Source organism: Streptomyces sp. NPDC006384 (genome assembly GCF_042870695.1).
Taxonomy (GTDB): Bacteria; Actinomycetota; Actinomycetes; order Streptomycetales; family Streptomycetaceae; genus Streptomyces.
In genome coordinates this window covers 192,401-217,923 of sequence record NZ_JBIAHR010000003.1, presented here as the reverse complement: position 1 = coordinate 217,923, position 25,523 = coordinate 192,401, and the positions used below count along the sequence as shown (strand labels likewise).

General features: G+C 72.5%; 23 protein-coding genes, 1 tRNA gene and 1 pseudogene. 11 read left to right on the top strand and 14 right to left on the bottom strand.

Annotation, left to right across the window (positions count from 1 at the left end; genetic code table 11):
- Positions 1–178: 178 nt before the first annotated feature.
- Positions 179–928 (top strand): ferritin-like domain-containing protein, encoded by a 750-nt coding sequence (locus ACFYOJ_RS05130; protein ID WP_356553528.1) that lies wholly within the window; start codon positions 179–181, stop codon positions 926–928.
- A gap of 97 nt (positions 929–1,025) precedes the next feature.
- Here the strand turns inward: ACFYOJ_RS05130 and ACFYOJ_RS05125 are convergent, their stop codons facing one another.
- Positions 1,026–1,331, bottom strand: a complete 306-nt coding sequence (locus tag ACFYOJ_RS05125) for a hypothetical protein (protein WP_356553530.1) — start codon at positions 1,329–1,331, stop codon at positions 1,026–1,028.
- 316 nt (positions 1,332–1,647) lie between these two features.
- Between ACFYOJ_RS05125 and ACFYOJ_RS05120 the strand changes: the two genes are divergently transcribed.
- Both ACFYOJ_RS05120 and ACFYOJ_RS05115 read left to right on the top strand, forming a co-directional pair.
- Positions 1,648–1,917, top strand: coding sequence for a prevent-host-death protein (locus ACFYOJ_RS05120; RefSeq protein ID WP_356553532.1), 270 nt, complete (start codon positions 1,648–1,650; stop codon positions 1,915–1,917).
- Positions 1,907–2,373: pseudogene (locus ACFYOJ_RS05115) on the top strand (type II toxin-antitoxin system VapC family toxin). The gene ACFYOJ_RS05120 and the pseudogene ACFYOJ_RS05115 overlap by 11 nt, the downstream one beginning before the upstream one ends.
- A gap of 689 nt (positions 2,374–3,062) precedes the next feature.
- Here ACFYOJ_RS05115 and ACFYOJ_RS05110 read toward each other — a convergent pair.
- From ACFYOJ_RS05110 to ACFYOJ_RS05100, 3 genes are all read right to left on the bottom strand, one after another.
- Positions 3,063–3,623: a Uma2 family endonuclease gene (locus ACFYOJ_RS05110; RefSeq protein ID WP_356553534.1), complete on the bottom strand. Its 561-nt coding sequence runs from the start codon at positions 3,621–3,623 to the stop codon at positions 3,063–3,065.
- A gap of 324 nt (positions 3,624–3,947) precedes the next feature.
- Positions 3,948–4,023 (bottom strand) — tRNA-Arg (locus ACFYOJ_RS05105).
- Positions 4,024–4,135: 112 nt separating this feature from the next.
- Positions 4,136–5,422 (bottom strand): M6 family metalloprotease domain-containing protein, encoded by a 1,287-nt coding sequence (locus ACFYOJ_RS05100; protein WP_388596175.1) that lies wholly within the window; start codon positions 5,420–5,422, stop codon positions 4,136–4,138.
- A 427-nt stretch (positions 5,423–5,849) separates the two neighbouring features.
- Between ACFYOJ_RS05100 and ACFYOJ_RS05095 the strand changes: the two genes are divergently transcribed.
- The gene (locus ACFYOJ_RS05095; protein WP_356558895.1) at positions 5,850–6,500 is read left to right on the top strand and encodes a helix-turn-helix domain-containing protein; all 651 of its coding nucleotides are present in this window, start codon (positions 5,850–5,852) and stop codon (positions 6,498–6,500) included.
- 305 nt (positions 6,501–6,805) lie between these two features.
- The gene (locus ACFYOJ_RS05090; protein WP_356558897.1) at positions 6,806–8,341 is read left to right on the top strand and encodes an MFS transporter; all 1,536 of its coding nucleotides are present in this window, start codon (positions 6,806–6,808) and stop codon (positions 8,339–8,341) included.
- A gap of 124 nt (positions 8,342–8,465) precedes the next feature.
- Here the strand turns inward: ACFYOJ_RS05090 and ACFYOJ_RS05085 are convergent, their stop codons facing one another.
- On the bottom strand, positions 8,466–8,987 hold the full coding sequence (locus tag ACFYOJ_RS05085) for a MarR family transcriptional regulator (protein ID WP_356558899.1): 522 nt from the start codon (positions 8,985–8,987) through the stop codon (positions 8,466–8,468).
- Positions 8,988–9,459: 472 nt separating this feature from the next.
- Here ACFYOJ_RS05085 and ACFYOJ_RS05080 point away from each other — a divergent pair, with 472 nt between their 5' ends.
- Positions 9,460–10,458, top strand: a complete 999-nt coding sequence (locus ACFYOJ_RS05080; protein ID WP_356558901.1) for a sigma-70 family RNA polymerase sigma factor — start codon at positions 9,460–9,462, stop codon at positions 10,456–10,458.
- A gap of 256 nt (positions 10,459–10,714) precedes the next feature.
- On the opposite strand, the gene ACFYOJ_RS05075 is transcribed toward ACFYOJ_RS05080, so the two are convergent.
- Positions 10,715–11,692, bottom strand: coding sequence for a YafY family protein (locus ACFYOJ_RS05075; protein WP_356558903.1), 978 nt, complete (start codon positions 11,690–11,692; stop codon positions 10,715–10,717).
- A gap of 62 nt (positions 11,693–11,754) precedes the next feature.
- Here ACFYOJ_RS05075 and ACFYOJ_RS05070 point away from each other — a divergent pair, with 62 nt between their 5' ends.
- The 4 genes from ACFYOJ_RS05070 (at position 11,755) to ACFYOJ_RS05055 (ending at position 17,552) form a co-directional block, all read left to right on the top strand.
- A complete protein-coding gene (locus ACFYOJ_RS05070) occupies positions 11,755–13,371 on the top strand; it encodes an MFS transporter (RefSeq protein ID WP_388596173.1) in 1,617 nt (538 codons plus the stop codon).
- A 221-nt stretch (positions 13,372–13,592) separates the two neighbouring features.
- Positions 13,593–14,354 carry a DeoR/GlpR family DNA-binding transcription regulator gene (locus ACFYOJ_RS05065; protein ID WP_356558905.1) on the top strand — a complete coding sequence of 254 codons (762 nt, stop codon included), beginning with the start codon at positions 13,593–13,595 and terminating at the stop codon, positions 14,352–14,354.
- Positions 14,351–15,298 carry a 1-phosphofructokinase gene (gene pfkB, locus ACFYOJ_RS05060; protein WP_356558907.1) on the top strand — a complete coding sequence of 316 codons (948 nt, stop codon included), beginning with the start codon at positions 14,351–14,353 and terminating at the stop codon, positions 15,296–15,298. The genes ACFYOJ_RS05065 and pfkB overlap by 4 nt, the downstream gene beginning before the upstream one ends.
- 112 nt (positions 15,299–15,410) lie before the next feature.
- Positions 15,411–17,552 (top strand): fructose-specific PTS transporter subunit EIIC, encoded by a 2,142-nt coding sequence (locus ACFYOJ_RS05055; RefSeq protein WP_388596172.1) that lies wholly within the window; start codon positions 15,411–15,413, stop codon positions 17,550–17,552.
- Positions 17,553–17,732: 180 nt separating this feature from the next.
- Here ACFYOJ_RS05055 and ACFYOJ_RS05050 read toward each other — a convergent pair whose 3' ends face one another.
- The 3 genes from ACFYOJ_RS05050 to ACFYOJ_RS05040 all read right to left on the bottom strand — a co-directional run bounded on the left by ACFYOJ_RS05050 (position 17,733) and on the right by ACFYOJ_RS05040 (position 21,167).
- Positions 17,733–18,485, bottom strand: a complete 753-nt coding sequence (locus ACFYOJ_RS05050; protein ID WP_356554548.1) for a DUF6227 family protein — start codon at positions 18,483–18,485, stop codon at positions 17,733–17,735.
- Positions 18,486–18,662: 177 nt separating this feature from the next.
- Entirely contained in the window at positions 18,663–19,892 is a 1,230-nt protein-coding gene (locus tag ACFYOJ_RS05045) for an Ig-like domain-containing protein (RefSeq protein ID WP_356554546.1), read from the bottom strand.
- A 231-nt stretch (positions 19,893–20,123) separates the two neighbouring features.
- Complete coding sequence (locus ACFYOJ_RS05040) at positions 20,124–21,167, bottom strand: P1 family peptidase (protein ID WP_356554545.1); 1,044 nt, start codon at positions 21,165–21,167, stop codon at positions 20,124–20,126.
- A 60-nt stretch (positions 21,168–21,227) separates the two neighbouring features.
- Here ACFYOJ_RS05040 and ACFYOJ_RS05035 point away from each other — a divergent pair, with 60 nt between their 5' ends.
- Positions 21,228–21,404 (top strand): hypothetical protein, encoded by a 177-nt coding sequence (locus ACFYOJ_RS05035; RefSeq protein WP_356554543.1) that lies wholly within the window; start codon positions 21,228–21,230, stop codon positions 21,402–21,404.
- Between the two features lie 40 nt (positions 21,405–21,444).
- Here the strand turns inward: ACFYOJ_RS05035 and mscL are convergent, their stop codons facing one another.
- The 5 genes from mscL to ACFYOJ_RS05010 form a co-directional block, all read right to left on the bottom strand.
- Positions 21,445–21,915 (bottom strand): large conductance mechanosensitive channel protein MscL, encoded by a 471-nt coding sequence (mscL, locus tag ACFYOJ_RS05030; RefSeq protein ID WP_356554541.1) that lies wholly within the window; start codon positions 21,913–21,915, stop codon positions 21,445–21,447.
- 111 nt (positions 21,916–22,026) lie between these two features.
- Complete coding sequence (locus ACFYOJ_RS05025) at positions 22,027–22,554, bottom strand: RcpC/CpaB family pilus assembly protein (RefSeq protein ID WP_388596209.1); 528 nt, start codon at positions 22,552–22,554, stop codon at positions 22,027–22,029.
- A gap of 299 nt (positions 22,555–22,853) precedes the next feature.
- A complete protein-coding gene (locus tag ACFYOJ_RS05020; RefSeq protein ID WP_356554538.1) occupies positions 22,854–23,696 on the bottom strand; it encodes an S-methyl-5'-thioadenosine phosphorylase in 843 nt (280 codons plus the stop codon).
- A gap of 83 nt (positions 23,697–23,779) precedes the next feature.
- Positions 23,780–24,082, bottom strand: coding sequence for an FmdB family zinc ribbon protein (locus ACFYOJ_RS05015; RefSeq protein ID WP_356554536.1), 303 nt, complete (start codon positions 24,080–24,082; stop codon positions 23,780–23,782).
- Between the two features lie 67 nt (positions 24,083–24,149).
- Entirely contained in the window at positions 24,150–25,460 is a 1,311-nt protein-coding gene (locus ACFYOJ_RS05010) for an MFS transporter (protein WP_356554534.1), read from the bottom strand.
- Positions 25,461–25,523: the final 63 nt, after the last annotated feature.

Genomic DNA, 25,523 nt, shown 5'->3' with positions numbered 1-25,523 from the left:
TGGCACGAGGTCCTGCGCAGCGGCGGACAGAGCAGCGGCGAGCGGGAACGGCCCGGCAGCGGGCGAACGGCCCGGCGGCCGGGGGAACGGACCAGTGGCCGGGGGAACGGCCCGGTGTCCCTCCGCGTCGTTCCTCTCCGGGGGCGCGGCGGTCGTGTCCCGGGAAAGAGGGGACCGGATGCGCACCGACGGCTTCGCCGAGTGGGTCGGGCGGTTCGAGGACGAGCGTGAGCGCAGACGCGCCCAGGGCGATCCGGACTGGAGCCGGACCGCGACGCTCCATCCGGCGGTGTGGGCCGGCATCCAGCGCTTCCAGGTCGGCGAGGACGGTGACGGCGCCGACCTCGTCGGCAAGGCGGAACGGGCCGGCGACGCCGACTACACGCGGGCGGTCCGGCTCTTCGTCGCCGAGGAGCAGAACCACGCCCGTCTGCTCGCCCGGCTGCTGGCCGCGGGCGGCGTGCCGACCCTGACCGGCCACTGGAGTGACACGGCCTTCGTACGGCTCCGGCGCCTCATGGGCCTCCGTACGGAACTGCTGGTGCTGATGATCGCGGAAGTGGTGGCCCTGCGTTACTACCGGGCCCTGCGCGACGGCACCGACGACGCGCTCACCACGGACGTGGCGGGACGGATACTCGCCGACGAGCAACGCCACGTCCCGTTCCACTGCGAACGCCTGCACGCCTCCCTCGCGGAGCTGCCCCGCGCGATGCGCCGCCCGGTGATGACCCTGTGGCGCCTCCTGCTGCTCGCGGCCTCCCTCGTCGTCGCCACCGACCACGGCCCGGCACTGCGCAGGCTGCACGTCGGACGCCGGCGATTCGTGGCCGACGTCATGGCGTCGTCCCGCACGGTGGTCTCCGCGGTGCTGGCACCCCGCCCGGACACACGGACGAGCGCGGGCCTCCCTCCGGCCGGGCCATGAGCAGTGGCCGACGAGGGGCGAGCCCCGAAGCCCGTGACTCCGCAGGACGACCGCACTCCTGGAGTCCGCGGCTGCGGCACTCCGCCGCTGCCGCCCCTCACACCAGCTCCGTCTCCCACGGCTCGAAGGGCGGCTCGACCACGTAGCCGGGATCGCAGACCATGCGAACCCACTGGGCGGCGCGGTACTGGGCGTCGTCATGGTTGACGACCTCGCCCCGCTCGTCCACCCGCAGGACGTTGGCGAAGATCGCGAAGACCTGCTCCAGCGCCGAGCCGTAGGCCATGAGCTCCGGCTTGTAGTCGATGCCGTCCAGCAGCTCCACGTCGAGAGTGCCGTTGGCGAGGTAGAAGGCGAACAGACGGATCGACCCACGGACGTCTGCCGGCAGATGGTGTTCCATCAGCTCATGATCCCGGAGCGGGGGTGCGAAGTCACCGGTCCGGAAGATCGCCTGCGCACACCCGCTTGAGGAGTGCGATCCGAGCGCGGTCCGACTGTTGTCGTCGACCGGCGCGACGGCCGGCGGGATTCGCTGGTGTGTGTCCCCGTCCGACGGCGTTGATGTCAGCTGTGGACGATGGATGCCTTCTCGTCCGTGGCTCCGGCCAGACCGATCGGCGAAGGCCGTTCCCGGCCGCTACGGCTGAGGGTGTGCCGGCACAAGCCTTCAGCCGTTCAGGTGTCACCCTGTAGCACCGGGCGCTACCTTGGGTGATATGGGCGTTCAGCCTGAGATCACCCAACGGGATCTACGCAGCCGGTCCCGAGAGATCATGGATGCCATACAGGGCGGTCAGTCGTTCACCGTCACCCGCGACGGACATCCGATCGGCGAGCTCGTCCCGCTGCGTCGACGCCGTCGGTTCGTCTCCCGCCAGGAGTTCGCCGCGATGTCCAGGACCGCTCCCGGCATCGACCTGGACAGGTTCCGCGCCGATCAGGACGCCACGGCCGACGCCTACCTGGACGATCCCTATGACCGCTGACCGCCCGACGCATCAGCAGGGCCTCCTCGACACCAACATCATGATCCTGCGCCGCTGGGTGGCCCCGAGGAGCTACCGGACGAAATGGCGATCACCGTCGTCACCCTGGCCGAGTTGTCCGCCGGCCCGCACGAGGTGCGTCGCAACGACGAACAGAGCGGTTACGACGAACACGCCGAACGCGCCCGCAGGCTCGACGTCCTGCAACGCGCCGAGAACGAGTTCGATCCCATCCCCTTCGATGCCGAAGCGGCCCGCATCTACGGCCGTATCCGCGCCGCAGTGATCGGCGCCGGCCGCAAGCCACGTCGTCGGGTGGCCGACCTGATGATCGCTGCCATCGCCGTGGCTGAGAACCTTCCCCTCTTCACCGCCAACCCCGACGACTTCAAAGGCCTGGACGACCTTCTCACCGTCGTGCCGGTCACCCGCCCGAGGGTGCCCCACGAAGGCTGACGGCGGGGTGGTGCGGTGCGAGCACACCGGGCACGGCTGTGATCACACAGCAGGGCCGGCCCGAGGGACCAAGCCCTTCGAACCGGCCCTGCGCCGTGTGCCGTGTGCCGTGTGCCGTGTGCCCCGGCAGGATGCGAACCTGCGTCACCCGCTTCAGGAGATCCCTCCGGGTGGGGCTGTGACCTGGGGAAACGGTCACCGTTGAGTGCTTGACGTGGAGAAATACGCCTCGCCGGTTCTCACCCGTTCGCGGTACTTCCCGGCCTCATGTGTGCCGTAGATGTGCTGCGGACGGCCGGCGTTTCGGGATCGTCAGGGCAGGATCCCGGCCAGGCCGGCCGCCCTTCGGTCTGCCGACAGGCCGGTCCCACGGCTGCGGCAGGCGGTGTGGCTCTCGGAGGGCTGAGCGGACGGACCGGACGCCGTTAACCTGGGGCCGGTAGAAGCCCCGTCGCGACATTCGACACGGCGGGGCGGGCCGTGGAGGTCTGCGACACGGTCATGGCGGCCGACGCCTACGTCCTCTCCTGCCGACTCCCGGCAACCTGATCAGCGAGACCCAGCCAGGAGGGCATAAAGGCACGGTTCGATGACATGCGTAAACGCATCTCTTCGGCTTTTGCCGGTTCTCGGTGTTTCCCATCCTCACGTGTGCTGGATCTGTGTCGGCCCCGGCCGTCCTGGAATGTCTATCGAGTGAGTTTCGCCGGGTCGATGGTGAGGGGGAACGGCTCGTCGATCCGGACGGTCCGGCCCGGCAGGATGGTGGCCAGGTCACGGTAGCCCGGGCCATTGCGCACAGTGGTGTGGAGGGTAGGAGAGGGCTCCAGGTCGATGCGCCAGTAGTGATCGATACCGGCCGCGGCGTACAGGGCGGGCTTGAGTTTGCGGTCGGTGAGGCGGGTGGCCGGTGAGGCGATCTCGACGACGAGGAGCACGGCAGCGTTGTCGAGGACGACGCCCGCCTCGGCGGCTGCTTCGGCGTCCGCCACGACCAGGTCGAGGATGAGCAGGCCGTCGGGCACGCTGATGTTCACGGCTTCCAGGACCTCGACATCCGCACCGGCCTCTTCGGCGGCCTGCTCCAGCAGGGCGGCGAGACGGCGGGAAGCCCGCTGGTGGGGCACGCTGGGGGCGGGAGACATCAGCAGTGCCCCTCCGACGAGCTCGACCCGCTGATGCGTGTCCTCGCCGAGAGCGAGGACATCGTCCAGGGTCCAGGGGCCCACGTGGTCGTACGCGACACGCATGCCTCCACCCACCTTCCGATGCCTGTGACCATGGTGGCAGCTGCACGGCTTCATTCGCGCCCTGTCGCCAGTGCTTCGGCCGCCGCTGAAGAAAACCGGCCGAGTTCCACCGCCCCCGCCCTCTCAGGAGCGCGGGGTTGCTTGCGTGCCGGCCGACCTGAGGGAACGCCTTGATCGTTCAGGGGGTATTCAGGGGACGGAGCCGCGTAATAAAGGCGTATCCAGCCTGTCGGCAACACGTGGGCAGACTGGGAACAGTGGGCACAAGGAAGGCCCCGGACCGCATCTGACCTGCGGTTTCCGGGGCCTTTACCCTGGTCGGCCTGGTGCCCCCGGCAGGATTCGAACCTGCGACACCCGCTTTAGGAGAGCGGTGCTCTATCCCCTGAGCTACGAAGGCGGAGCGTGTTGCGTGGTGGCACGGTGCTGCTGTGTCACCGCGGACAGTGTAGCGGGTGACGTTGCCGGGGGAAGGCGGCCCGGGGGCCGGTCGTCCGTCGTCCGGTCCGGGCTCACCTGCGGGTGATGCGGACCTGGTGGTCGCCTTTCAGATTCGCGCCCGAGACCGTGATCCTGATGCCCCGGCGCGGGTCCTCGAAGGTCTCGCCGGGGGTGAAGGCGGCGTCCGAGAGTTCGGCGTGGACGTTGGGGCTGCGGGTGCAGCCTCCGCTGTCCCTGCGGGAGTCGTAGACCCTCACCGGGCCCATCCCGGTGTCCACGTCGGCGTCGATCCGGTAGATCAGCACGCCCTCGCGGCAGACGGCCTCGTCGTTGCCGTCGCGGGTGCGCAGCTCGACGGCGTAGCCGGTCTTCCCGTCGAGGGGGACGACGACGAGCTTGTCGCCGCCCTTGCGGGCCAGCGGCGTCAGTGTGTACTGCGTCGTGCCGGGCGCCGACGCGCAGTGCACCTGGGAGGGGTCCAGCCAGCCCAGCTTCCACTTGTGCCAGCCGAGCAGGTCGTTGTTGGCGCCCCAGTCCTCGCTCATGATGTCCCAGTGGCCGACCGCGCCGCCGCCCTCCTGGGTGTAGAGGTCGGGCAGGCCGAAGACGTGGCCGTTCTCGTGGGGCAGGACGCGGTAGCCGGTCTTCTCGTAGGAGCCGGAGCCGTCGTCCTGGCGGGAGTAGACGAAGGACGCGTTCGCCACCGGGACGCCGTCGGCGACCGGGGCCTCGGCGTTGCCGGCGAAGGTCACGGACAGCACGGTGTCCAGGGCGGAGGGGCCGGCGTTCGGGGTGACGAGCACGTTCAGCAGGTCGTACGCGCGGAAGTCCACCTCCGCGTCGGCCACCGACACCAGGTCCTTGACCAGTTCGCGGTAGCCGGGGTCGAAGGGGGCGCCGCGCTCTATGCCGTACTCGGCGAACGGCCTGGGCATGCGCAGCCAGTCGCGGACCGGTGTCTCGGGGCGGTAGTCGAGGCGGCCGTAGGAGCTGGTGCGGAACCACTGGCGGGTCTGCGGGAAGAACTCGGCGAAGCGGTCCATCGCGCTGCCCTCGCCGGGGGCGTCGGAGAAGTCGATCATCAGGTTGAGGGCGCGGACGGTGCCGGTGGAGCGGACGTAGCCGGGGGCGGTCGGGACGCCCTCCGACATCTGGATCTCGGAGCCGCCGCTGATCATGCAGGGGCCGTGGGCGGAGGAGCGGGACAGGGTGGCCGGGCCCGGGCCGGACGACGCGGTCTCGGGGGCGAGAGGGCCGGTGCCCGCCGAGGTGCTGACCGCGAGCGTCAGCAGGGCGACGGTGGCCAGCGCGGCCGGCCGGCGCGGGCGTATCCGACGGCTCGGCGGCTGCGCCTGCATGCGGACCTCCCGGGCCACGGCAGCCGCCGGTCACCGGCTGCACCCCTGCGATCACCCTGTGCCGGGGCGGGCGCGGACGCGCGTTGGAGCGGCCCGATCGTGGGTTTCCCGCGGGTAGCTCCCGGCGGGGTCCGGGGGAGCGGCATTCGCTCCGCGCCGCGGGGTACGGGCGGCCCCGGGCACCCCCCCCTGCGGATGTGACGCAGGTCACTGGGAAAGGTGGCGGTGGGGGAAATAACCGGGGAGCGTCTCCCCGTTTACCCCTGTGTCCGAGCGAAGCGGGGAGTCTCTCCCCGGATCGCGTCGGATCATGCCGGATCGTGGCAGCGGGCCTCTCAGGTCTCATACGTGCCACGCGCTTCACAGCTCTACAGCCCCACCGACGTGCCGACGGCACGGTCGGTCCCGTCCGTCCGAGGAGTACGCCGTGCAGACCGCCACCCCCGTACCGCGCAAGGTGACCCGGCCCCGCGCCGACGCCCTGCGCAACCGGGAGCGGATCGTCACCGCCGCCCGGGAGATGTTCGTCGAGCACGGTCCCGATGTGCCGCTCGACGAGATCGCCCGCCGGGCCGGCGTCGGCAACGCCACGGTGTACCGCAACTTCCCCGACCGGGACGCCCTCGTCCGCGAGGTCGTCTGCTCGGTCATGGACCGCACCGCACGGGCCGCCGAGCTCGCGCTCGCGGAGACCGGCGACGCGTTCGAGGCGCTGGAGCGCTTCGCGCACGCCGCCGCCGACGAGCGGATCAGCGCCCTGTGCCCGATGGTGAGCAGCACGTTCGACCAGCACCACCCCGACCTGGAGGCCGCGCGCGGCCGGGTGGAGCAGCTCGTCGCCGAGGTCATGGCACGGGCGACGGCGGCCGGACAGCTCCGCCCCGACGTGGGCGTGGGCGACCTGATGATCGCCGTGGCCCAGCTCAGCCGGCCCCCGGCCGGTACCGAGTGTCTGCGCGCCGACCGGTTCGTCCACCGCCATCTCCAGCTGTTCCTGGACGGGCTGCGGCCGCCCGCCCGCTCCGTCCTGCCGGGAACGGCCATGACCATGGAGGATCTCCGGCGCCCCTGCGACTAGTACGTACCGCGGCCGCGTGCTGCGACCGGTACGCGACCGCGTCCGGCGTCGGCGCCGGCCGCGTACACCGGTGCAAGAACCGGTGCCGGAGCCGGACTTGAACCGGCACCGGTGCGTTCCGGTGGCTTTCCAGGACCTTCCCGATCCGTTTCCCGACAACCCGACATCCGGACATCCGGGCGTCCGCCCGGCGGGCGAACGTCCCCGCGGCCGTCACCGTGGACGCGCCGTCCCTTTCGCTTTCTCTCTGCCGTTCTTCCGCTCTTCCGTTCTTCCGACAACAACGTCCCGAAGTGGGTATCTCCATGTCCGAAACAGCCGTCAAGGCTCCCGGCGTCCCGGACGCCGGCCGCTGGAAGGCGCTCGTCTTCATCGCGCTCGCCCAGTTGATGGTCGTTCTCGACTCGACCATCGTGAACATCGCCCTGCCCTCGGCGCAGCAGGACCTCGGCATCTCCGACGGCAACCGGCAGTGGGTCGTCACGGCCTACGCCCTCGCCTTCGGCGGTCTGCTGCTGTTCGGCGGCCGGATAGCCGACCTGTGGGGACGCAAGCGGACCTTCGTGCTCGGTCTGGCCGGTTTCGCCGCCGCCTCCGCGCTCGGCGGCGCGGCCACCAACGAGGCGATGATGTTCGGCTCCCGCGCCCTCCAGGGCGTGTTCGGCGCCCTGCTCGCGCCCGCCGCGCTGTCCCTGCTCGCCGTGATGTTCACGGACGCCAAGGAGCGCGCCAAGGCGTTCGGCATCTACGGCGCGATCGCCGGTGGCGGTGCGGCCGTCGGTCTGATCCTCGGCGGTTTCCTCACCGAGTACCTGAACTGGCGCTGGACCTTCTTCGTCAACGTGCCGTTCGCCGTCGTCGCCGCGGTCGGCGCGTACCTGGTCGTCCGTGAGCCCGAGGGCGGCCGCAACCGCTCCCCGCTCGACGTCCCCGGCGTGATCCTGTCCACCCTCGGCCTGGTCGCGCTCGTCTACGGCTTCACCCGCGCCGAGTCGGCCGGCTGGAGCGACGGCCTGACGATCGGCATGTTCGTCGGCTCGGTCGTGCTGCTGGCCGCCTTCGTACTGGTCGAGAGCCGGGTCAAGGCCCCGCTGCTGCCGCTGCGCGTGGTCACCGACCGCAGCCGCGGCGGTATCTACCTCTCGCTGGGCCTCGCCATCATCGGCATGTTCGGGCTGTTCCTCTTCCTGACCTACTACCTGCAGATCGTGAAGGGCTACTCGCCGGTGAAGACCGGCTTCGCCTTCATGCCCATGGTCGTGGGCATGATCACGGGCTCCACCCAGATCGGCGCCCGGCTGATGACCCGCGTCGCGCCCCGTCTGCTGATGGGCCCCGGCTTCCTGGTCGCCGCCGTCGGCATGCTGCTGCTGACGCAGCTGGAGGTCGGCACCTCCTACGCCGCGGTGCTGCTGCCCGGCATGCTGCTGCTCGGCCTCGGCATGGGTACGGCGTTCATGCCGGCCATGTCCCTGGCCACCCAGGGCGTCCAGCCGCGGGACTCGGGCGTGGCCTCCGCGATGGTCAACACCTCGCAGCAGGTGGGCGGCGCGATCGGCACGGCCCTGCTGAACACGATCGCCGCCTCGGCCACCACGTCCTACATCGCCGACCACATCGGCGGCGCGCGTGTCCGGTCCCAGCAGGAACTGGTCCGGCTGGAGGGCATGGTGCACGGTTACACCAGCGCCATCTGGTTCGCCGTCGGCATCCTCGTCGCCGCCGGCCTGATCGCGCTGACCTTCGTCAACGCCGGCCGTCCGGGCAGCACGCCCGTCACGGGGTCCGGTTCCGGCGAGGGCGCGGAGGACGAGCTGCCGGTGCCGGTCGTCGCCCACTGACACCGGCCGGTGACACCCCTCGGGACCTGAGCGCCACCCGCACCACCCGTGCGCAGGGGAGGGGACGCCCCGTACGCACGGTTCCCCGCGGACCTGCCCGGCCGCCTGAGCGACCCCGGTCCGCTCAGCGCAGCCAGGGCAGGTCCGCGCCCGCTCCGGCGGGCTGGAGACCCTCGGCGATGATCCGCATGATCTCGCCGAGGGACTTCTGCTGTTCGGGGGTGAGCCGGTCGAACACGGCCTGGCGCACGGCGTCCACGTGCCCCGGCGCGGTCCGCCTCAGGACCGCGTACCCCTCGTCCGTGAGCACCGCGAACTGGCCGCGCTTGTCGGACGGGCAGTTCTCGCGGCGGACCCAGCCGCTCTTCTCCAGGCGGGCGACCGCGTGCGAGAGACGGGAACGGGTGATCTTCGCGTGCTTGGCCAGTTCCGTCATCCGCAGGCGCCGCCGCGGGGACTCGGCGAGCTCGACCAGCAGCCCGTAGTAGACGTGCGGCATGCCCGCGTCGCGCTGGAGCTGACGGTCGAGGTGGTCCTCGAGGAGGGTGACGGCCTGGATGTAGGAGCGCCACACGAGCTGCTCCTCGTCGGTGAGCCAGCGGGGCTGGGGCTCCTCTGCGGGGGACGGGATGGGTGCCGTATTCATGTATTCCACCCTACGAGATGGTTTCTTGAAGGTTAAACAAAAAAGGTCCGTGGCAACCCCGGACCGGCGCATGCCGTCTTCAGGGTGGGGGGCGGGTGGGGGTCCCGGGCGGGGAGGTGGCGCCGGAAGTGACGGGCGTCTCACATGCGCAGGGGTGGCGGGGGTCGACGGGGGTGGGAGGGGCACCCGTGAATCCCGTTCTGACCTGGGTGTCCGCACGCCCCGTCGGCACCGGTTCTCCGTGTGTGGCGGGACAGGGTACTGCATGATCAGAAAAATCGGGGGGCGGGTTGGGAATTCTGTCCGGATTCCAGTCGTTGTTTCCATCGGATGCAGGGCACCCGAGGAGAGTCCCGAGGGAGTCCGGAGACGGATTCCGACCCAGCACAGACGGAGATCCGGAGACCCACCCCGCACAGTGCCGAACGTCCGCAGGACCGTCCGCTGAACCACTCATCGCAAGGGAGCACGCATGGCAACCCGTGCCGTCGCCCGTCGTAAGTCCGCCACCGGCGGGACGACCGACAGGGCAACCAGCGTCCGCGCAGGCGGCGGCGAGCTCGCCGACCGCGATCTGGTCGGCATGTACCTCGACGAGATCGCCCGGACGCCCCTGCTCGACGCCGCCAAGGAGGTCGAGCTGTCCCAGACCATCGAGGCGGGTGTGTTCGCACGGCAGGTCCTCGAAGGCTACGAGGAGACCGGGGCGGACGCCACCCGGGAGGAGCTCCAGGCACTGGTCGACGCGGGCGAGCGGGCGAAGGACGTCTTCATCCGTTCCAACCTCCGCCTGGTCGTCGCGGTCGCCCGCCGGTACCCGCGCAGCGGCCTGCCGCTCCTCGACCTGATCCAGGAGGGCAACGCCGGCCTGGTCCGCGCGGTCGAGAAGTTCGACTACCGCAAGGGTTTCAAGTTCTCCACGTACGCCACCTGGTGGATCCGCCAGGCCATCACCCGCTCCATCGCCGACCAGTCGCGCACCATCCGGCTGCCCGTCCACCTGGTGGAGGAGCTGGGCCGGATCCGGCGCGTGCAGCGCGAGTTCAACCGCGAGCACGGCCGTGAGCCGGAGCCCGCGGAGATCGCCGCCGAGCTCGGTTCCACGCCGGAGCGCGTCACCGACGTGCTCGACTGGGCCCGCGACCCCGTCTCGCTGAACATGGCGGTGGACGACGAGGGCGAGACCCAGTTCGGCGACCTGCTGGAGGACACCTCCGCCGTGTCGCCCGAGCAGTCCGTGATGACCCTGCTGCGCAGCGAGGAACTGGACGACCTGATCGGCCGCCTCGACCCGCGCACGGCCTCCATCATCAAGATGCGCTACGGCATCGACGACGGCCGCGAGCGCACCCTCACCGAGGTCGGCAAGGAGCACGGGCTCACCCGTGAGCGGATCCGGCAGATCGAGAAGCACGCGCTGCTGGAGCTGAAGAAGCTCGCCCGGGACACCGGCTTCGAGGCGGCGGCCTGACCGTCCCGGGTCCGGCGCGAACACGGCCGTACGACCCCGCATCAACCGGCGGAGTCCGGGAACAAGAATCCCGGACCCGGCGGTTCGGGCCCGGAACCCGGCCCGGACCGCGCACACTGGACCATGTCCCGACGCACTCCCCCCGGCGCCGGGACCTTCCCGAGCCGGGCTCGGCGCTCCTCCCCCCCCGGAGCGCCGGGCCCGGCTCTTGCCGTACCGGTGGCACGGGGTGCGGGGGCGGGGGAGTCCGGGCGGGCTACGCCGGTGGCTGTCCGGCCGCGCGGCCCAGGCGGGCTCCCAGCTCCGCCGCGCAGCGCACCAGCTCCGGTGGTTCCTGCACCCGGAACTCCACACCGAGCATGGCCAGCCGTACCGCCGTCCACTGCACCGCGTCCGACACGGTTGCGCGCAGGACGCAGGACTCCCCGTCGTCCAGCGGCTGCGGTGTCCCGAGCCAGCCCGGCAGCCGGGCCGCGACGGTGGCCGCCGGCGCGGCGAAGGTGACCACCAGCTCGTAGGACTCGGAACGCCGCTGCATCGACCGGCGCAGATACTCCGCCGCGCTCCCCGTCGGCAGTTCCCGCGGAGCGAACCGCGCCCCGGTCGCGAACGGCTCGCTCACCCGGTCCACCCGGAAGGTCCGCCAGTCGTCGCGGTCGAGGTCGTAGGCGACCAGGTACCAGCGCCGTCCCGTCGACACCAGCCGGTACGGCTCCGTCAGGCGCCGTGACTCGCTGCCGTCCCCGGCGCGGTAGGCGAACCGCAGCCGCTCCCGCCCGGCCACCGTGGAGGCCATGACGGTCAGCGTCTCGGGGGCGATGCTCGGCCCGTCCCCGCTGGTCAGCGGCGTGGTCGCGGCCTGGAGGGTGGTCACGCGGTGCCGCAGCCTGGACGGCAGCACCTGCTCCAGCTTGGCCAGCGCCCGCACCGACGCCTCGTCCAGCCCCTCCACCGCGTGGCCCGCCCCGGCGCGCAGGCCGACCGCGATGGCGACCGCCTCCTCGTCGTCGAGCACGAGCGGCGGCAGCGCCTTGCCCGCGACGAGCCGGTAGCCGCCCTCGGAACCCATGGTCGCCTGTACGGGATAGCCCAGGTCGCGCAGCCGTTCTATGTCCCGCCGGACCGTGCGGCGGGAGACCCCGAGCCGGTCGGCGAGCTCGCCGCCGGGCCATTCGCGGGGCGTCTGGAGGAGGGACAGGAGCGTCAGGAGCCGAGCCGGAGTGTCCGTCGTCATGCGTCCGAGGATGCCGCAGAACTAGGACACGAACCGTCCTACTGGGCGCATAGCTTGCCCGCATGACCTTCACGCAGACCTCGGACACCACCGTGGACCCGTCCCCGGGCCCGAACCCGAACCCGGACCCGGACCCGAACCCGGACCCGGACCTGGATCCGGCCCCGGGCCCGGACCGGCCCGCGGCGGCCGGCGACCGCCGGCGCTGGTTCGCCCTCGCGATCGTGATGACGGCGGCGTTCATGGACCTCGTCGACGTCACGATCGTCAACATCGCGATCCCGTCGATCCGGCACGGCGAGGGCGCCTCCTTCAGCCAGATCCAGTGGATCACCGCCGGTTACGCCCTCGCCTTCGCGGCCGGCCTGATCACCGGCGGACGGCTCGGCGACATCCACGGCCGCAAGCGGGTGTTCCTGATCGGCGTCGGCGGCTTCACCGTGGCGTCCGCGCTGTGCGGCCTCGCCGTGAACCCGGAGATGCTGGTCGCCTCCCGCCTCCTCCAGGGCGCCATGGCCGCGCTGATGGTGCCGCAGGTGCTGTCGATCGTGCACGCCACCTTCCCGGCGCACGAACGGGGCAAGGTGTTCGGGCTGTTCGGCGCGGTCGTCGGACTCGGTGCCGTGTCCGGGCCGCTGCTGGGCGCCCTGCTCACCGAGTGGAACCTCTTCGGGCTGGAATGGCGGCCCATCTTCCTGATCAACCTGCCGGTCGGCATCGCCGGCCTGATCCTCGGCAGCCGCTTCATCACCGAGTCCAGGGCCCCGCGCGCCCTCAGGCTGGACCTGGTCGGCGTCGCCCTGGTCACCCTCGGCCTGCTGATGCTGATCTACCCGCTGACCCGGGGCCGCGAGCTGGGCTGGCCGCTGTGGGGACACGTGTCGATGGCCGGCGCGTTCGTGGTCCTCGCGGTGCTGGTGGCGTACGAGCGGCGCAAGAGCGCGCGGGACGGGTCCCCGCTGGTCGAGCTGTCGCTGTTCCGGGTGAAGAGCTTCGCGGCGGGCATCGCCGTACAGACCGTCTTCGGGGTCGGGCTCGGCATCTTCTTCCTGGTGTGGACCCTGTACATGCAGGAGGGCCTCGGCTGGACCCCGTTGCGGGCCGGGCTGACGGGCGTGCCGTTCTCGGTCGCGGTGTCCGTGGCGGCGGGCGTGTCGGTGCAGAAGCTGGTCCCGCGCTTCGGGCGCAAGGTGCTCCAGGCGGGCGCGCTGGTGATGGCCACCGGGGTGCTGCTCTACATCTGGGAGGCCGGCCGGTACGGACCCGGCATCACGTCCTGGCAGATGGCGCTGCCCCTGGTCGTCATGGGCGCCGGCATGGGGCTGATCGTCGCCCCGCTGACGGACGCGGTGCTGTCCCAGGTGCCGCGCGAGCACGCCGGGGCCGCGTCCGGGCTGATCAACACCGTGCAGCAGATGGGCAACGCGCTCGGACTGGGCCTGGTGTCGGTGGTCTTCTTCGGCACGATGGACGACCACACGGCCGGACCGGCCGCCGGGGAGGCCGTCGGGACGGCCTACGCGGACGCCTTCCAGAACGCGCTGGGCTGGGTGGCCGCGGTGCTGGCCGCCATCTTCCTGCTGATGTTCGCCCTGCCCCGGCGGCCGGCCCGGCACGTGGAGGGCGCGGCGGCCGGGGAGGAGCCCGCGGAGGCGGAGAAGAGTCCCGCACTCGTCTGACGGCCGGGTGGCGCACGGCGGATGCGGGGACACGGGTGGGGCCCGGCGCTTCGGTGCCGGGCCCCACCCGCGTCCCGCCGCCTTCGGCGCCACTTCCCACGCGCATGCCCGTTCATGCCCGTTCCTGTCTGTTCGCTTCCGCTTTCCTGTTTACATTCCGGAAAACCGGGCGTAGCCTCCGGTGAAACCACATGTTCGGGCGCAAGCGGAGGTGAACAGGCATGTACGCACCGGAGCGGCAGCAGGAGATCCTCCGGCTCGCCCGGGACGGCGGCCGGGTGGACGTCGTGTCGCTGGCCGAGGAGTTCCAGGTGACGGCGGAGACCATCCGCCGCGACCTCAAGACCCTCGACCGCGCCGGCCTGCTCCGCCGGGTGCACGGGGGCGCGATCCCCGCCGGGCGCCTCGACTTCGAGCCGGACCTCGCCGAGCGCGAGTCCACGGCGGCCGGCGAGAAGGAGCGCATCGCCAGGGCGGCCCTCGCGGAGCTGCCCGCCGAGGGCACCGTCGTCCTCGACGCCGGTTCGACGGTGGCAGGCCTGGCCGCCGCCCTCCCGAGGGAGACACGGCTCACCGTCGTCACCCACAGCCTGCCCGTCGCGGCCCGCCTCGCCGACCACCCCGGCATCCAGCTCCACCTGGTCGGAGGGCGCGTGCGGCACCGTACGCGCGCCGCCGTGGACGCCTGGGCGCTGCGCGCGTACGGCGAGATCCGCGCCGACGTGGCCCTGGTGGCCGCCAACGGCTTCTCCGCCGAGCACGGCCTGACCACCCCCGACCTCGCCGAGGCCGCCGTCAAACGGGCCGCCGTCGCCGCCGCCCGGCGCGTGGTGCTGCTCGCCGACTCCTCCAAGCACGGCCAGGAGCACTTCGCCCGCTTCGCCGCCCTGAGCGACGTGGACCTGCTGATCACCGACAGCGGGCTGAGCCCCGACGACGCCGCCGCCATCGAGCACGGCGGCACGGAAGTAGTACGCGCATGATCCTCACGGTCACCCCCAACCCGTCCCTGGACCGCACCTACGAGGTCCCCTCCCTCGACCGCGGCGAGGTCGTCCGCGCCACCGGCGAACGCGTGGACCCGGGAGGCAAGGGCGTGAACGTCTCGCGCGCGGTCACCGCCGCCGGCCGGCGCACCGTCGCCGTGCTGCCCCTCGGCGGCGCCCCGGGCGCGCTCGTCGCCGACCTGCTCGACGCACAGGGCATCGAGGTCGCGCCGGTGCCGATCGCCGGGGCCACCCGCTCCAACATCGCGCTCGCCGAGGCCGACGGCGTCCTCACGAAGATCAACGCCCCCGGCCCCGAACTGACGCCGGCCGAACAGGAACTCCTCCTGGAGACCGTACGGCGCCAGTCGCGCGGCGCCGACTGGATCGCCTGCTGCGGCAGCCTGCCCCGCGGACTCGCCCCGTCCTGGTACGCCGCCCTGGTCGCCCGGGCGCACGCCGCCGGTGTCCGCATCGCCCTGGACACCTCCGGGCCCGCCCTGCGGGAGGCGCTGCGCGAGCGGCCCGACGTGGTCAAGCCGAACGCCGAGGAGCTCGCCGAGGCCGTCGGACGTCCCCTGACCACCGTCGGCGACGCCCTGAAGGCCGCCGAGGAACTGCGCGCACTGGGCGCCCGTGCCGTGCTCGCCAGCCTGGGCGCCGACGGCCAGCTGCTCGTGGACGACGCGGGCACCTGGTTCGGCGGCGCCCGCGTGGACGCCGTACGCAGCAACGTCGGCGCCGGTGACTCCTCGCTCGCCGGCTTCCTCGTCGCCGGCGGCGGCGGGCCGGACGCCCTCGCCTCCGCCGTCGCGCACGGCGCCGCGGCCGTCCGGCTCCCCGGCAGCGTCATGCCGACACCGGCCGACCTGGACCCGGCCGCGGTGACCGTCACGGCCGAGGTGCCGGTGGACCGCGCGCTGAGGGAGCCGGTGTCATGACCGGTCCGCGCGGCCTTTCCGCTTCCCGCCTCCGTACCCCCGTCTCCTCCCCCGTCCCCACCCTCGCCCGTCACTCCGTGTTCCGGGCGACACGCGAGCTAAGGAGCCCGCGATGAGCGACATGATCACCGCGGACCTGGTCGACCTCGACCTGTCCGCCGACACCAAGGAAGCGGCGGCCCGCGCCCTCGCCGAACGCATGGCGGCCCAGGGCCGGGTGACCGACCTGGAGGGCTTCCTCGCCGACGTCGCCGCCCGCGAGGCGCAGATGCCGACCGGCCTGGACGGCGGCATCGGCATCCCGCACTGCCGCAGCGAGCACGTCACCGAGCCGACCTTCGCCTTCGGCCGCAGCACGCCCGGCATCGACTTCGGCGCGGCGGACGGCCCGGCCGACCTGATCTTCCTGATCGCCGCTCCGGCGGGCGCCGACGACGCGCACCTGACGATCCTGTCCTCCCTGGCCCGGCAGCTGATGAACGCCGAGTTCACGGCCGCGCTCCGCTCGGTGGGCGACGCCGCGGCCGCCGCGGCGCTGATCCGCGGGGAGGAACCGGCCGCGGCCGGTGAGGGCACCACCGGCGAGGACGCCGTCGCCGAGGGCACCACAGGCGAGGGCGCCACCGGCGAGGACTTCGCCGGCGAGGACTCCGTGGCGGGCTCGGCGGCGGCCTCCGCCGAGCCCGCCACGGGCAGCACGGAGACCGGCGGGGCCGGCACCCCGGGCGACGGTGCGGCGGAGCCCGGGCGGCCCTTCCGCATCGTCGCCGTCACCTCCTGCCCCACCGGCATCGCCCACACCTACATGGCGGCCGAGTCGCTGGAGAACGCGGCCCGCGAGGCGGGCGTCGAACTCACCGTCGAGACCCAGGGATCGGCCGGCTTCACCCGGCTGGACCCGGCGGTGATCGAGGCGGCGGACGGCGTGATCTTCGCCCACGACGTGCCCGTGCGCGACAAGGACCGCTTCGCCGGGAAGCCCACCGTCGACACCGGCGTCAAGGCGGCCATCAACCGCCCCGGCGAACTGATCACCGAGGTCCGCGGAAAGGCGGCCCGAGGCGAGGTCACCACCGCCTCCCCGGGAGCGACGCCCGTCGAACGCGGCGGCGAATCCGGCGACGGTTACGGCACCAAGCTGCGCACCTGGCTGATGTCCGGCGTCAGTTACATGGTCCCGTTCGTCGCGGCGGGCGGTCTGCTCATCGCCCTCGGCTTCGCGATCGGCGGCTACGAGATCGACAAGGCGCCGTCGGTGATGGACCACTTCGTGTGGTCGCAGGCCGACAGCTGGGCGGCGCTGCTGTTCCAGATCGGCGGCGTGGCCTTCGGCTTCCTCGTCCCGGTCCTGGCCGGATACATCGCCTACGGCATGGCCGACCGGCCCGGTCTCGTCCCCGGGTTCGTCGGCGGTTCCATCGCGCTGACCATCAACGCGGGCTTCCTCGGCGGTCTGGCGGCCGGCCTGATCTCCGGTGCCGTGGTGATGGCGATCCAGCGGGCGCGGATACCGGCGGCGCTGCGCGGCATCATGCCGGTGGTGGTGATCCCGCTGATCTCCTCGGCGATCGTCGGATTCCTGATGTTCGTCGTCATCGGCAAGCCCATCGCGTCCGCGCAGAAGGCGATGACCGACTGGCTGAGCGGACTGTCCGGCACCAACGCCGTCCTGCTCGGCGCGCTGCTCGGCCTGATGATGTGCGTCGACCTCGGCGGCCCGGTCAACAAGGTCGCCTACGCCTTCGCCACCTCCGGCATCGCGGTCGCCGACCCCAGTGGTCCGGCGATGAAGATCATGGCGGCGGCCATGGCGGCCGGTATGGTCCCGCCACTGGCGATGGCCCTGGCCACGACCGTGCGCGGCCGGCTCTTCGACACCACCGAGCGTGAGAACGGCAAGGCGGCCTGGGTGCTGGGCGCGTCCTTCATCTCCGAGGGCGCGATCCCGTTCGCCGCCGCCGACCCGCTGCGGGTCATCCCCGCCTCGATGGCGGGCGGCGCGCTCACCGGCGCCCTGTCGATGGCCTTCGGCGCGACGCTGCGCGCCCCGCACGGCGGCGTCTTCGTGGTCCCGCTGGTGGGCAACCCGCTGCTCTACCTGGTCGCCGTCGCGGCCGGCGTGTGCGTCACCACGGCCCTGGTGATCGTCCTCAAGGGCCTGCGCGGGCAGGCGCCCGGAGCGACGGCCCCGGGTGCCGACGGCGCCGACGCGTCCGCCCCGGCCGCGGGAACGAAGCGGCCGGTGGCGGCCTGAGACGGCGCCGCCCCGCAGGCACCGTGCGACGCGGCCGGGCCGGGACCGACCAGGACCCCGCCCGGCCGCGGCATGTCCCCCCGGCCCGCGGCTCACTGCCCGCGGTGTGCGGCTCACGGCCCGCTGCCCGTTTGCCCGCTGCCCGTTTGCCCGCGGCTCGTGGTCCGGGCCGCCCGTACGTCAGGAGACCTGCGCGGCCCGGTCCTCCATGGCCCGGCGGGCCGCGTCCTCGTCGGCGTACACCTCGCACATGTGCCGCCCGTCGGGGGTGGCCGTGTGCTCGACCTCCCAGAGGGAGACCTCGACGCCGTCACCGAGCAGGAAGGCGTGCTCGTAGAGGGAGAAGCCGATCCCCGCCCGGCCCGTGCGGCAGGGGCTGCCGAAGGCCTGCGTGATCCGGTGCGCGGTCGCCGTGGCCAGCAGGGCGGCGGTGTCCGCCCCGGGCCGGTCCGTGTTCTCCGCGCGGCGCAGCAGCCGGCGGGCGTGGTCCGCCGCACCGCCCTGGACGTACGCGTGCCGGGGGGCGGGGTAGGGGACCGGGGACATCCGCACCTGCACCGGCAGTTCGAAGTCGGGCGTCTCCGGGGGCAGCGCCAGCCGGGCGGTGGCCGCGCGCAGCTCCTCCTCGTCGACGTACACCTCGTGCTGCGCCTCGCCGCCGGGAGCGGTGTTGTGCACGAGCTCCCAGAGTGTGAGCGCCGAACCGTCGGCGAGCAGCCAGGTGTGCCGGTACGTCTCGCGGTGCAGGCCCGCGCTGTGGTGCGCGGAGTGCAGCGAACCGTCGTACGCCAGCGCGCAGTCCAGCTGCCGTATCGTCTCGTCGGGCAGCTCGAACGAGTTCAGGGCGCGGCCGAGCAGCCGCATGAGGTGCTCCTCCGGAGACCCGGGGGACTCGGATGGTTCGTACGCTGCCGTGTCGTACGGAACGCTCAAGGTTTCTCCCGGCGTTGCTGCATGTCACCTTGTGGGTGCATACCGTAGCCCCTCGGTCGGACATCGTGTCCGGGAACCGGGAAAACGTACGCACGAAAAACGCGCGGGCCGCGCGAGGGGTTCCCGCGCGACCCGATGAACCGTCAGGAAGCCGTGGTCAAAGGGGTGCCGGCGCGGTCAGACAGCGCTGCCGGCGACCCACTCGCCCCAGCCCATGTTCCAGCCGTTGAGGCCGTTGTCGGGCTTGATGGTGTCGTCCGGGGAGTTCTTGACGATCACGAGGTCTCCGACGAGGGAGTTGTCGTAGAACCACTTGCCCGGTGTGTCGCCCCGGCCGCCCTGGACGTCCCGCAGACCTATGCAGCCGTGGCTGGTGCCCTGGGCGCCGAAGGGCGGGTTGCTCTTGCTGTACCAGTAGTTGCCGTGGATGAAGGTGCCGCTGGTGCTCAGCCGCATCGCGTGCGGCACGTCCGGGATGTCGTACTCGCCGCCGAAACCGACCGTCGAGCCGTCCATGTGCGTCTGCAGGGACTTCTCGGAGATCACCATCTGCCCGTTGTACGTCGGGTTCTCGGCGCTGCCCGCGGAGATCGGGACCGACTTGAGTGTCCTGCCGTCGCGTACGACCGTCATGGTCTGCGTGTCGACGTCGACCGTGGAGACCTGTGAACGGCCCACGGTGAAGGTGACGGTCTTCTTCTGCACGCCGAAGACGCCGTTCGCGCCCTCCACCCCGTCCAGGTCGATCTTCATCGTGACCTTGGAGCCGGCCTTCCAGTACTCCTCGGGACGGAAGTCGAGCCGCTGCGAGCCGAACCAGTGCCCGACCACCTTCTGCCCGCTGCTGGAGGTGACCGTGATGTGCGACTGCACGGCCTTCCTGTCGCTGATCTCCTTGTCGAACTTGAACGACACCGGCATGCCCACGCCCACCGTGGTGCCCTCGTCCGGGGTGTACGTGCCGATGAAGCTGTTGGCCGGGGAGACGGTGGTGAAGGTCGCGTCGGCCGCGGACGGCAGCCCGTTCGTGTCCTTCGCGCTCGCGCTGATCCGGTACTTCGTGCCGCGCTCCAGCTGCTCCTTCGGCTTCCAGCTCGTGCCGTCGGCGGACAGCGTCCCCGGTACGGACGCGCCCGTGCCCGCCACCGTCATCCGCACCTCGGTCAGCCTGCCGTCGGTGACCTTCACGCCGGTCGCGTTGATCGACGCGCCGGTCGAACCGTCCTTCGCGGAGATCACGACCTTCGCCGCGGAGGTCCTGACCGAGCCGGCGCCGTCCTTGCCGGCGCCGTCGCCCTCGGCGCCGGCGCTCGCGCTGCCGCCGCAGGCGGTGAGGGTGAGGGCACCGGCCACCAGGGCGGCACAGGCCACCAGTGCGCGTCGCGCTGACATGTCCGGCGTTGTCACGGGCTGCTCCAGGTTCGCATGAGGTGCTGTTCGCTTCAGCCCTGGAGAGGTGACGGGCGGCCGGCGAGGTTCCCACCGACCATCGGAAAAGCCGATCGGTGACAGAATCGCGACAAAGGCCCTCCCCCGACGAGCAGTTGCCCACCCCCGCCCCGTGCCCACCCCCGCCCGGTGCCTGCTCCGCCCGCGACTGCTGCGGCGGCGGCTGTGGCTCCCCGGCGCCCGTCCTCGCTACGGCACCCCGCCCTCGCCTCCGTACAGCTCACCGTAGGACGGCCACGTCCCGCCGGGTCCGTCCACCGGTACGGCGGCGCGCACCGCGCGCACGATCGCCCGGGTCACCACGTCCGCGCCCGCCGCCAGCACCTCGTTGAACCCGAGCGGCCGCCCCTCGTCCAGGGAACGGTCCCCGGTCGCCAGGGTGAAGACCGTGTCCCCGTCGTTGAGCAGATGCACCGGCCGTACGGCGCGTGCGATGCCGTCGTGCGCCGTGCCGGCGAGCTTCTGCGCCTGCGCCTTGGACAGGCCGGCGTCGGTGGCGACCACGGCGAGCGTGGTGTTGAGCGGGGGCGGTGCGTTCCGCGCCGCGGCCTCGGCGAGACGCCGCCGCGCCGCCTCGTGCACGTCCGCCGCCGGATACGCCACACGCCGTCCCTCGAACAACTCCCCGTACAGCACTCCCGTTTCCGGATTCACCGCCGAGCCCACCGCGTTGGCCACCACCAGCGCGGCCACCGTGATCCCCGAGTCCAGCACGGTGCTCGCGGTGCCGATCCCGCCCTTCAGGAGACCGACCACGGCCCCCGTGCCGGCCCCGACACAGCCCTCGGCCACGGGCGCGCCCGGCGCGCTCGCGTGGGCCGCCTCGACGGCAGCCCGGCCGGTGGCCGCGTCCGGCCTGGCCCGGAAGTCACCGCCGCGCCCCAGGTCGAAGACGCAGGCGGCGGGCACCACCGGCACCACGTGCGCCGGGTCCGGCCCGACGCGTACTCCGCGTCCCCGTTCCTCCAGCCAGGCCATCACACCGGACGCCGCGTCGAGCCCGTAGGCGCTGCCGCCGGTCAGCACCACCGCCTCGACCTCCCGCACCAGGTTGCGCGGATCGAGCGCGTCGGTCTCCTTGGTGCCGGGGCCTCCGCCGCGCACGTCCACCGCGGCGACCGCCCCGCCCTTTGGCGCCAGCACCACCGTCGTCCCCGTGAGCCACCCGCCGCCGGTGCGCGTCGCATGCCCGACGCGGATCCCGGGGACGTCCGTCAGTGCGTCGACAGTCATGGGTCTCCTCCGTGGAAGCTCCGCCGTTCACGGCGGGAAGGAGAGCCGTACCCTGGAGGGATGAGTACCACGCCCGCACCCGAGCCGCGCACGCCGAAGCCCGCGCTGGTCTTCGACGACCCGCTCGACCAGCAGTCCTCGGACGACACCGACCGTGGGTGGGGCGAGCGGCAGGAGAGCGACGGCGCGGCCGATCTGAAGCGCTTCCTGGACGAGAAGCCGCCCCACCACCTGTGAGCCGCGCCGGCGACCGTCCGTCGTCGGCGGTCCCGTCCCCCTACGAACGGTCGTGGCCCGCACCGCGCTGCGCCACCAGCGCGTCGCGGATCTCCTTGAGCACCTCCAGCTCGGACATCTCGACGACCTCCTGCGCGCCCTCCCGCGCCTTGCGGCGGGCCTCCTGGCGGGCCAGGTACCTGGACATGGGCAGCACCATCAGGAAGTAGACGACCGCCGCGGTGATCAGGAACGACAGGGTGGCGCCGAGCACCGAGCCCCACAGGATCCGGACGCCGGTCGCGCTGTCGCCGGTACCGGTGCACGGGCCCTTGAGACAGGAGCTGTAACTGTCCAGGTTCTGCGTGCCGAACGCGCCGACCAGCGGATTGATGATGCCCTTCACCACCGAGTTGACGATGTTGGTGAAGGCGGCGCCGATGACCACCGCGACCGCCAGATCGACGACGTTCCCGCGCATCAGGAAGGCCTTGAAGCCCTGCAGGACGCTCGATTCCCTCTTCTCGCTCACCTCGACGGCACTCCTCACATGAACAGGTTGTGGAACAAAACGCTCCGCAACCTATGCCGATGCCGGGCAGTGCTGTCCAATCCACTGACACCATCGAGGGACTTGACATTGTCAGCACAATGTCACCGCCAGCCGCGCCCGGCTTCCCGCGCCGACCAGCCGGTGCGCGGTCGAGGGCGGCACCGACAGCACGACCAGCGCCCCGGCACCCGGCGCCGCGGTCTCCGGCGCCGCGATTTCCGGTGCCGCCTCCGCCGGCTTCGGCACCTTCACCACCAGAGCACTTCGTGCGATCACCGACGCGTCGCCGCCCACGCCACCCGCCCCGTCCTCGGTCGCGACGACGTCGACCCGGTCGCCCGGCGCCAGCAGCCGCACCGTCGCGGCGTCGGCGATCCTTACGGGCGCCGCCACCGTCCGCGCGGCCGGCCGCTCACGCGCCCCGTCGGCCACCGGATGCCCGCGCGCCCGGCCGGCGCCCTGCGCGCCCGCGTCCCGGGCGCCCGGGAGCGGGCCCGCCGCCACCAGCGCCGCCGCGGTGACCGCGAGCCCGGCGGCCACGGCCCGCCGCCGCTGCCGCACCAGCCGGTGCAGCCCGTGACGTCCGCCGCGCACCCGCACCGGATCGAAGAGCGGCACCTCGCGGACGGGCGGCGTGTCGGCGCCGAGCGGAAGGGGGAAGGGAACGGCGGAACGGGACACGGTGACCACCACCTGTGACGGGGGAACGGCTTGCCCACCCACGATGGGGCCTCACGCCGTCTTCCGCCGGAGCCTGTGGACCACCGGCCGGTCGGGGAAAACCCCCTCACCCGAACGGGACGTTCCGCACACCCGCCCCGACGGCGCCCCGCACCGCCACGCCCCGCACCGCCACGCCCCGCCCCGCCGCGTCCGTGCCCCGCCGCGTCCGTGCCTGTTGCCCGTGCCCGTACCTGTTACGGCAGCGTGATCCCCGGATCCATCCCGCCCAGCGCCTGCCCGCACGGGCAGTCCCGCTCTTCGGTGGCCGGCAGCGCCGCCACCGCGTCGAAGAGCACGCCCCGCAGCCGGTCGACGTTGGCGGCGAAGACCCGCAGCACCTCCTCGTGCGAGACGCCCTCGCCGCTCCCGGCCCCGGCGTCGAGGTCGGTGACGAGGGTCAGGGAGGTGTAGCAGAGCTCCAGCTCACGGGCGAGCGCGGCCTCCGGATGGCCGGTCATGCCGACCACCGACCAGCCCTGCGCCCGGTGCCACAGCGATTCCGCGCGGGTCCCGAAACGCGGTCCCTCGACCACGACGAGGGTCCCGCCGTCCACCGGCTCCCACTCCCGGCCCCGCGCCGCCTTCAGCGCGGCGGCCCGCCCGGTGGGGCAGTACGGGTCGGCCAGCGACACGTGCACCACCTTGGGCACCGTGCCGTCCGGCAGCGGCATCCCGTCGAAGTACGTCGAGGGACGGGACCGCGTACGGTCGACGAACTGGTCCGGCACCAGCAGCGTGCCCGGCCCGTACTCGGGGCGCAGGCCGCCCACCGCGCAGGGACCGAGGACCTGGCGCACGCCGACCGAGCGCAGCGCCCACAGGTTGGCCCGGTAGTTGATCCGGTGCGGCGGCAGATGGTGGCCGCGTCCGTGCCGGGGGAGGAAGGCGACCCGCCGGCCGGCGACCTCGCCGAGGAAGAGGGAGTCACTGGGCGGCCCGTACGGGGTGTCCACCCGGACCTCGCTCACGTCGTCGAGGAAGGAGTAGAAACCGGAGCCGCCGATCACGCCGATCTCGGCGTCAGCCTTGTTCGCCATGGCCGCAGCCTAGCCGGGCCCGTACAACGCCGAGGACCCCGTCGTCGGACGACGACAGGGTCTCGGGGGAAGTCCTGGGAGCCTTACGCGGCGGTGCTGCTGGAGGCCGACGAAGCCGAGGACGACGAACCGGCGCTCGACGACGAGCCCGAGCCCGAGTCCGAGGACGACGACTTCGAGGACGACGCCGGCGAGCTGCTGGACGAGCTGCCGCGGCTGTCGTTGCGGTAGAAGCCGGAGCCCTTGAAGACGATGCCGACCGCGGAGAACACCTTCTTCAGGCGCCCCTGGCAGTTCGGGCACTCGGTCAGGGCGTCGTCGGTGAACTTCTGCACCGCCTCGAGGCCCTCGCCGCACTCGGTGCACTGGTACTGGTACGTCGGCACTGTCTTCCTCCTGGCACTCTCACTCGATGAGTGCTAACGACGCTCCATACTGACGTATTCCGCAGGATCAGTCCACTGCGGCGGACCCGCGGTGACCGACGCCACGTGCGGACGTGCCGCCGCCGGGCGGTGTCGCCAGCCGCGAGCGCAGGGCCACCAGCACCACCAGCGCGAGCACCGTGCCGCCCATCGGCACCAGGAATCCGGCGCCGTCCCAGAGGCGGTCCTCCAGCTGCCCGGCGATCGTGACGGCCGCCGCCTGGCCGAGCGCCACGGCGCCGGTCAGCCAGGTGAACGCCTCTGTGCGGGCGCCCGCCGGGACCAGGTCCTCGACCAGCGTGTAGCCGGTGACCAGGGCGGGTGCGACGCACACGCCGACGAGCAGGCCGAGGCCGGCCAGCAGGAGCAGCGAGTGCGCGGCCCACAGGCCGGAGGCGGTCAGGGCGAGGGCGGTGTAGCCGACGAGGAGGCGCCGCTGCGGGGACGCCTTCCAGGCGATGGCGCCGCAGGCCAGGCCGGAGAGCATGTTGCCCGCGGCGAAGACGCCGTACAGGACGCCGTTCATGCCGGGCTCGCCGACCGACTCGGTGAACGCGGCCAGCGAGACCTGCATGCCGCCGAAGACCGCACCGATACCCAGGAAGATCACCGCCAGTACGCGCACGCCGGGCACGCGCAGCGCCGGGACGTGCTCCGCGCGCTCGTGGCCGCCGTCACCGCCGCCGACCCGCGGCTGGGTGCCCTTCTGCGCGGCGAACAGCAGGCCGCCCACCAGGGTCAGCGCGGACTCGGTGACCAGGCCGGCGGCCGGGTCCACGCCCGTGCACAGGGCGGTCGCCACCAGCGGACCGAGGACGAAGGTCAGCTCGTCCGTGACGGACTCGAAGGCCGCGGCCGTGCTCATCAGCGGGGAGCCGCCCAGCTTCACGCCCCAGCGGGCGCGCACCATGGGCCCGATCTGCGGCACCGAGGCGCCGGTCGGCACGGCCGCCGCGAACAGCGTCCACAGGGGGGCGTCCGTGAGCGCGAGCGCGGTCAGGGCCAGGCCGGACGCGGTGTGCACCAGTACGCCGGGGAGCAGGACGGCACGCTGTCCGAAGCGGTCGGCGAGCCGCCCGCCGAAGGGGGCGAACAGGGCCATGGAGACACCGGTGACGGCGGCCACGGCGCCCGCGACGCCGTACGAGCCGGTGGTGTGCTGCACGAGCAGCACGAGGGAGATCGTCAGCATGGCGAACGGCTGGCGCGCGGCGAAGCCCGGCAGCAGGAACGTCCAGGCGCCGCGGGTGCGCAGCAGCTGCCCGTATCCGGGGCGGGAGGAGGCGGTCTTCCGCTTCCCCTCCGGCGACTTCTTCGAGGAGGTGACCGTGGATGCCACGGCCCGTGCCTTTCTGCCGCCTGGTGGCGCCGGTCCCGCGTCGTGGCTGTGGCCTTGCGGCCG

What these genes read in the sequence shown, in the direction of transcription:
- ACFYOJ_RS05130 (WP_356553528.1), top strand. Translation starts at nt 179, where the DNA reads ATGCGCACCGACGGCTTCGCCGAGTGGGTCGGGCGGTTCGAGGACGAG.
- ACFYOJ_RS05125 (WP_356553530.1), bottom strand. Translation starts at nt 1,331, where the DNA reads ATGGAACACCATCTGCCGGCAGACGTCCGTGGGTCGATCCGTCTGTTC.
- ACFYOJ_RS05120 (WP_356553532.1), top strand. Translation starts at nt 1,648, where the DNA reads ATGGGCGTTCAGCCTGAGATCACCCAACGGGATCTACGCAGCCGGTCC.
- ACFYOJ_RS05110 (WP_356553534.1), bottom strand. Translation starts at nt 3,623, where the DNA reads ATGCGTGTCGCGTACGACCACGTGGGCCCCTGGACCCTGGACGATGTC.
- ACFYOJ_RS05100 (WP_388596175.1), bottom strand. Translation starts at nt 5,422, where the DNA reads ATGCAGGCGCAGCCGCCGAGCCGTCGGATACGCCCGCGCCGGCCGGCC.
- ACFYOJ_RS05090 (WP_356558897.1), top strand. Translation starts at nt 6,806, where the DNA reads ATGTCCGAAACAGCCGTCAAGGCTCCCGGCGTCCCGGACGCCGGCCGC.
- ACFYOJ_RS05085 (WP_356558899.1), bottom strand. Translation starts at nt 8,987, where the DNA reads ATGAATACGGCACCCATCCCGTCCCCCGCAGAGGAGCCCCAGCCCCGC.
- ACFYOJ_RS05080 (WP_356558901.1), top strand. Translation starts at nt 9,460, where the DNA reads ATGGCAACCCGTGCCGTCGCCCGTCGTAAGTCCGCCACCGGCGGGACG.
- ACFYOJ_RS05075 (WP_356558903.1), bottom strand. Translation starts at nt 11,692, where the DNA reads ATGACGACGGACACTCCGGCTCGGCTCCTGACGCTCCTGTCCCTCCTC.
- ACFYOJ_RS05070 (WP_388596173.1), top strand. Translation starts at nt 11,755, where the DNA reads ATGACCTTCACGCAGACCTCGGACACCACCGTGGACCCGTCCCCGGGC.
- ACFYOJ_RS05065 (WP_356558905.1), top strand. Translation starts at nt 13,593, where the DNA reads ATGTACGCACCGGAGCGGCAGCAGGAGATCCTCCGGCTCGCCCGGGAC.
- pfkB (WP_356558907.1), top strand. Translation starts at nt 14,351, where the DNA reads ATGATCCTCACGGTCACCCCCAACCCGTCCCTGGACCGCACCTACGAG.
- ACFYOJ_RS05055 (WP_388596172.1), top strand. Translation starts at nt 15,411, where the DNA reads ATGAGCGACATGATCACCGCGGACCTGGTCGACCTCGACCTGTCCGCC.
- ACFYOJ_RS05040 (WP_356554545.1), bottom strand. Translation starts at nt 21,167, where the DNA reads ATGACTGTCGACGCACTGACGGACGTCCCCGGGATCCGCGTCGGGCAT.
- ACFYOJ_RS05035 (WP_356554543.1), top strand. Translation starts at nt 21,228, where the DNA reads ATGAGTACCACGCCCGCACCCGAGCCGCGCACGCCGAAGCCCGCGCTG.
- ACFYOJ_RS05020 (WP_356554538.1), bottom strand. Translation starts at nt 23,696, where the DNA reads ATGGCGAACAAGGCTGACGCCGAGATCGGCGTGATCGGCGGCTCCGGT.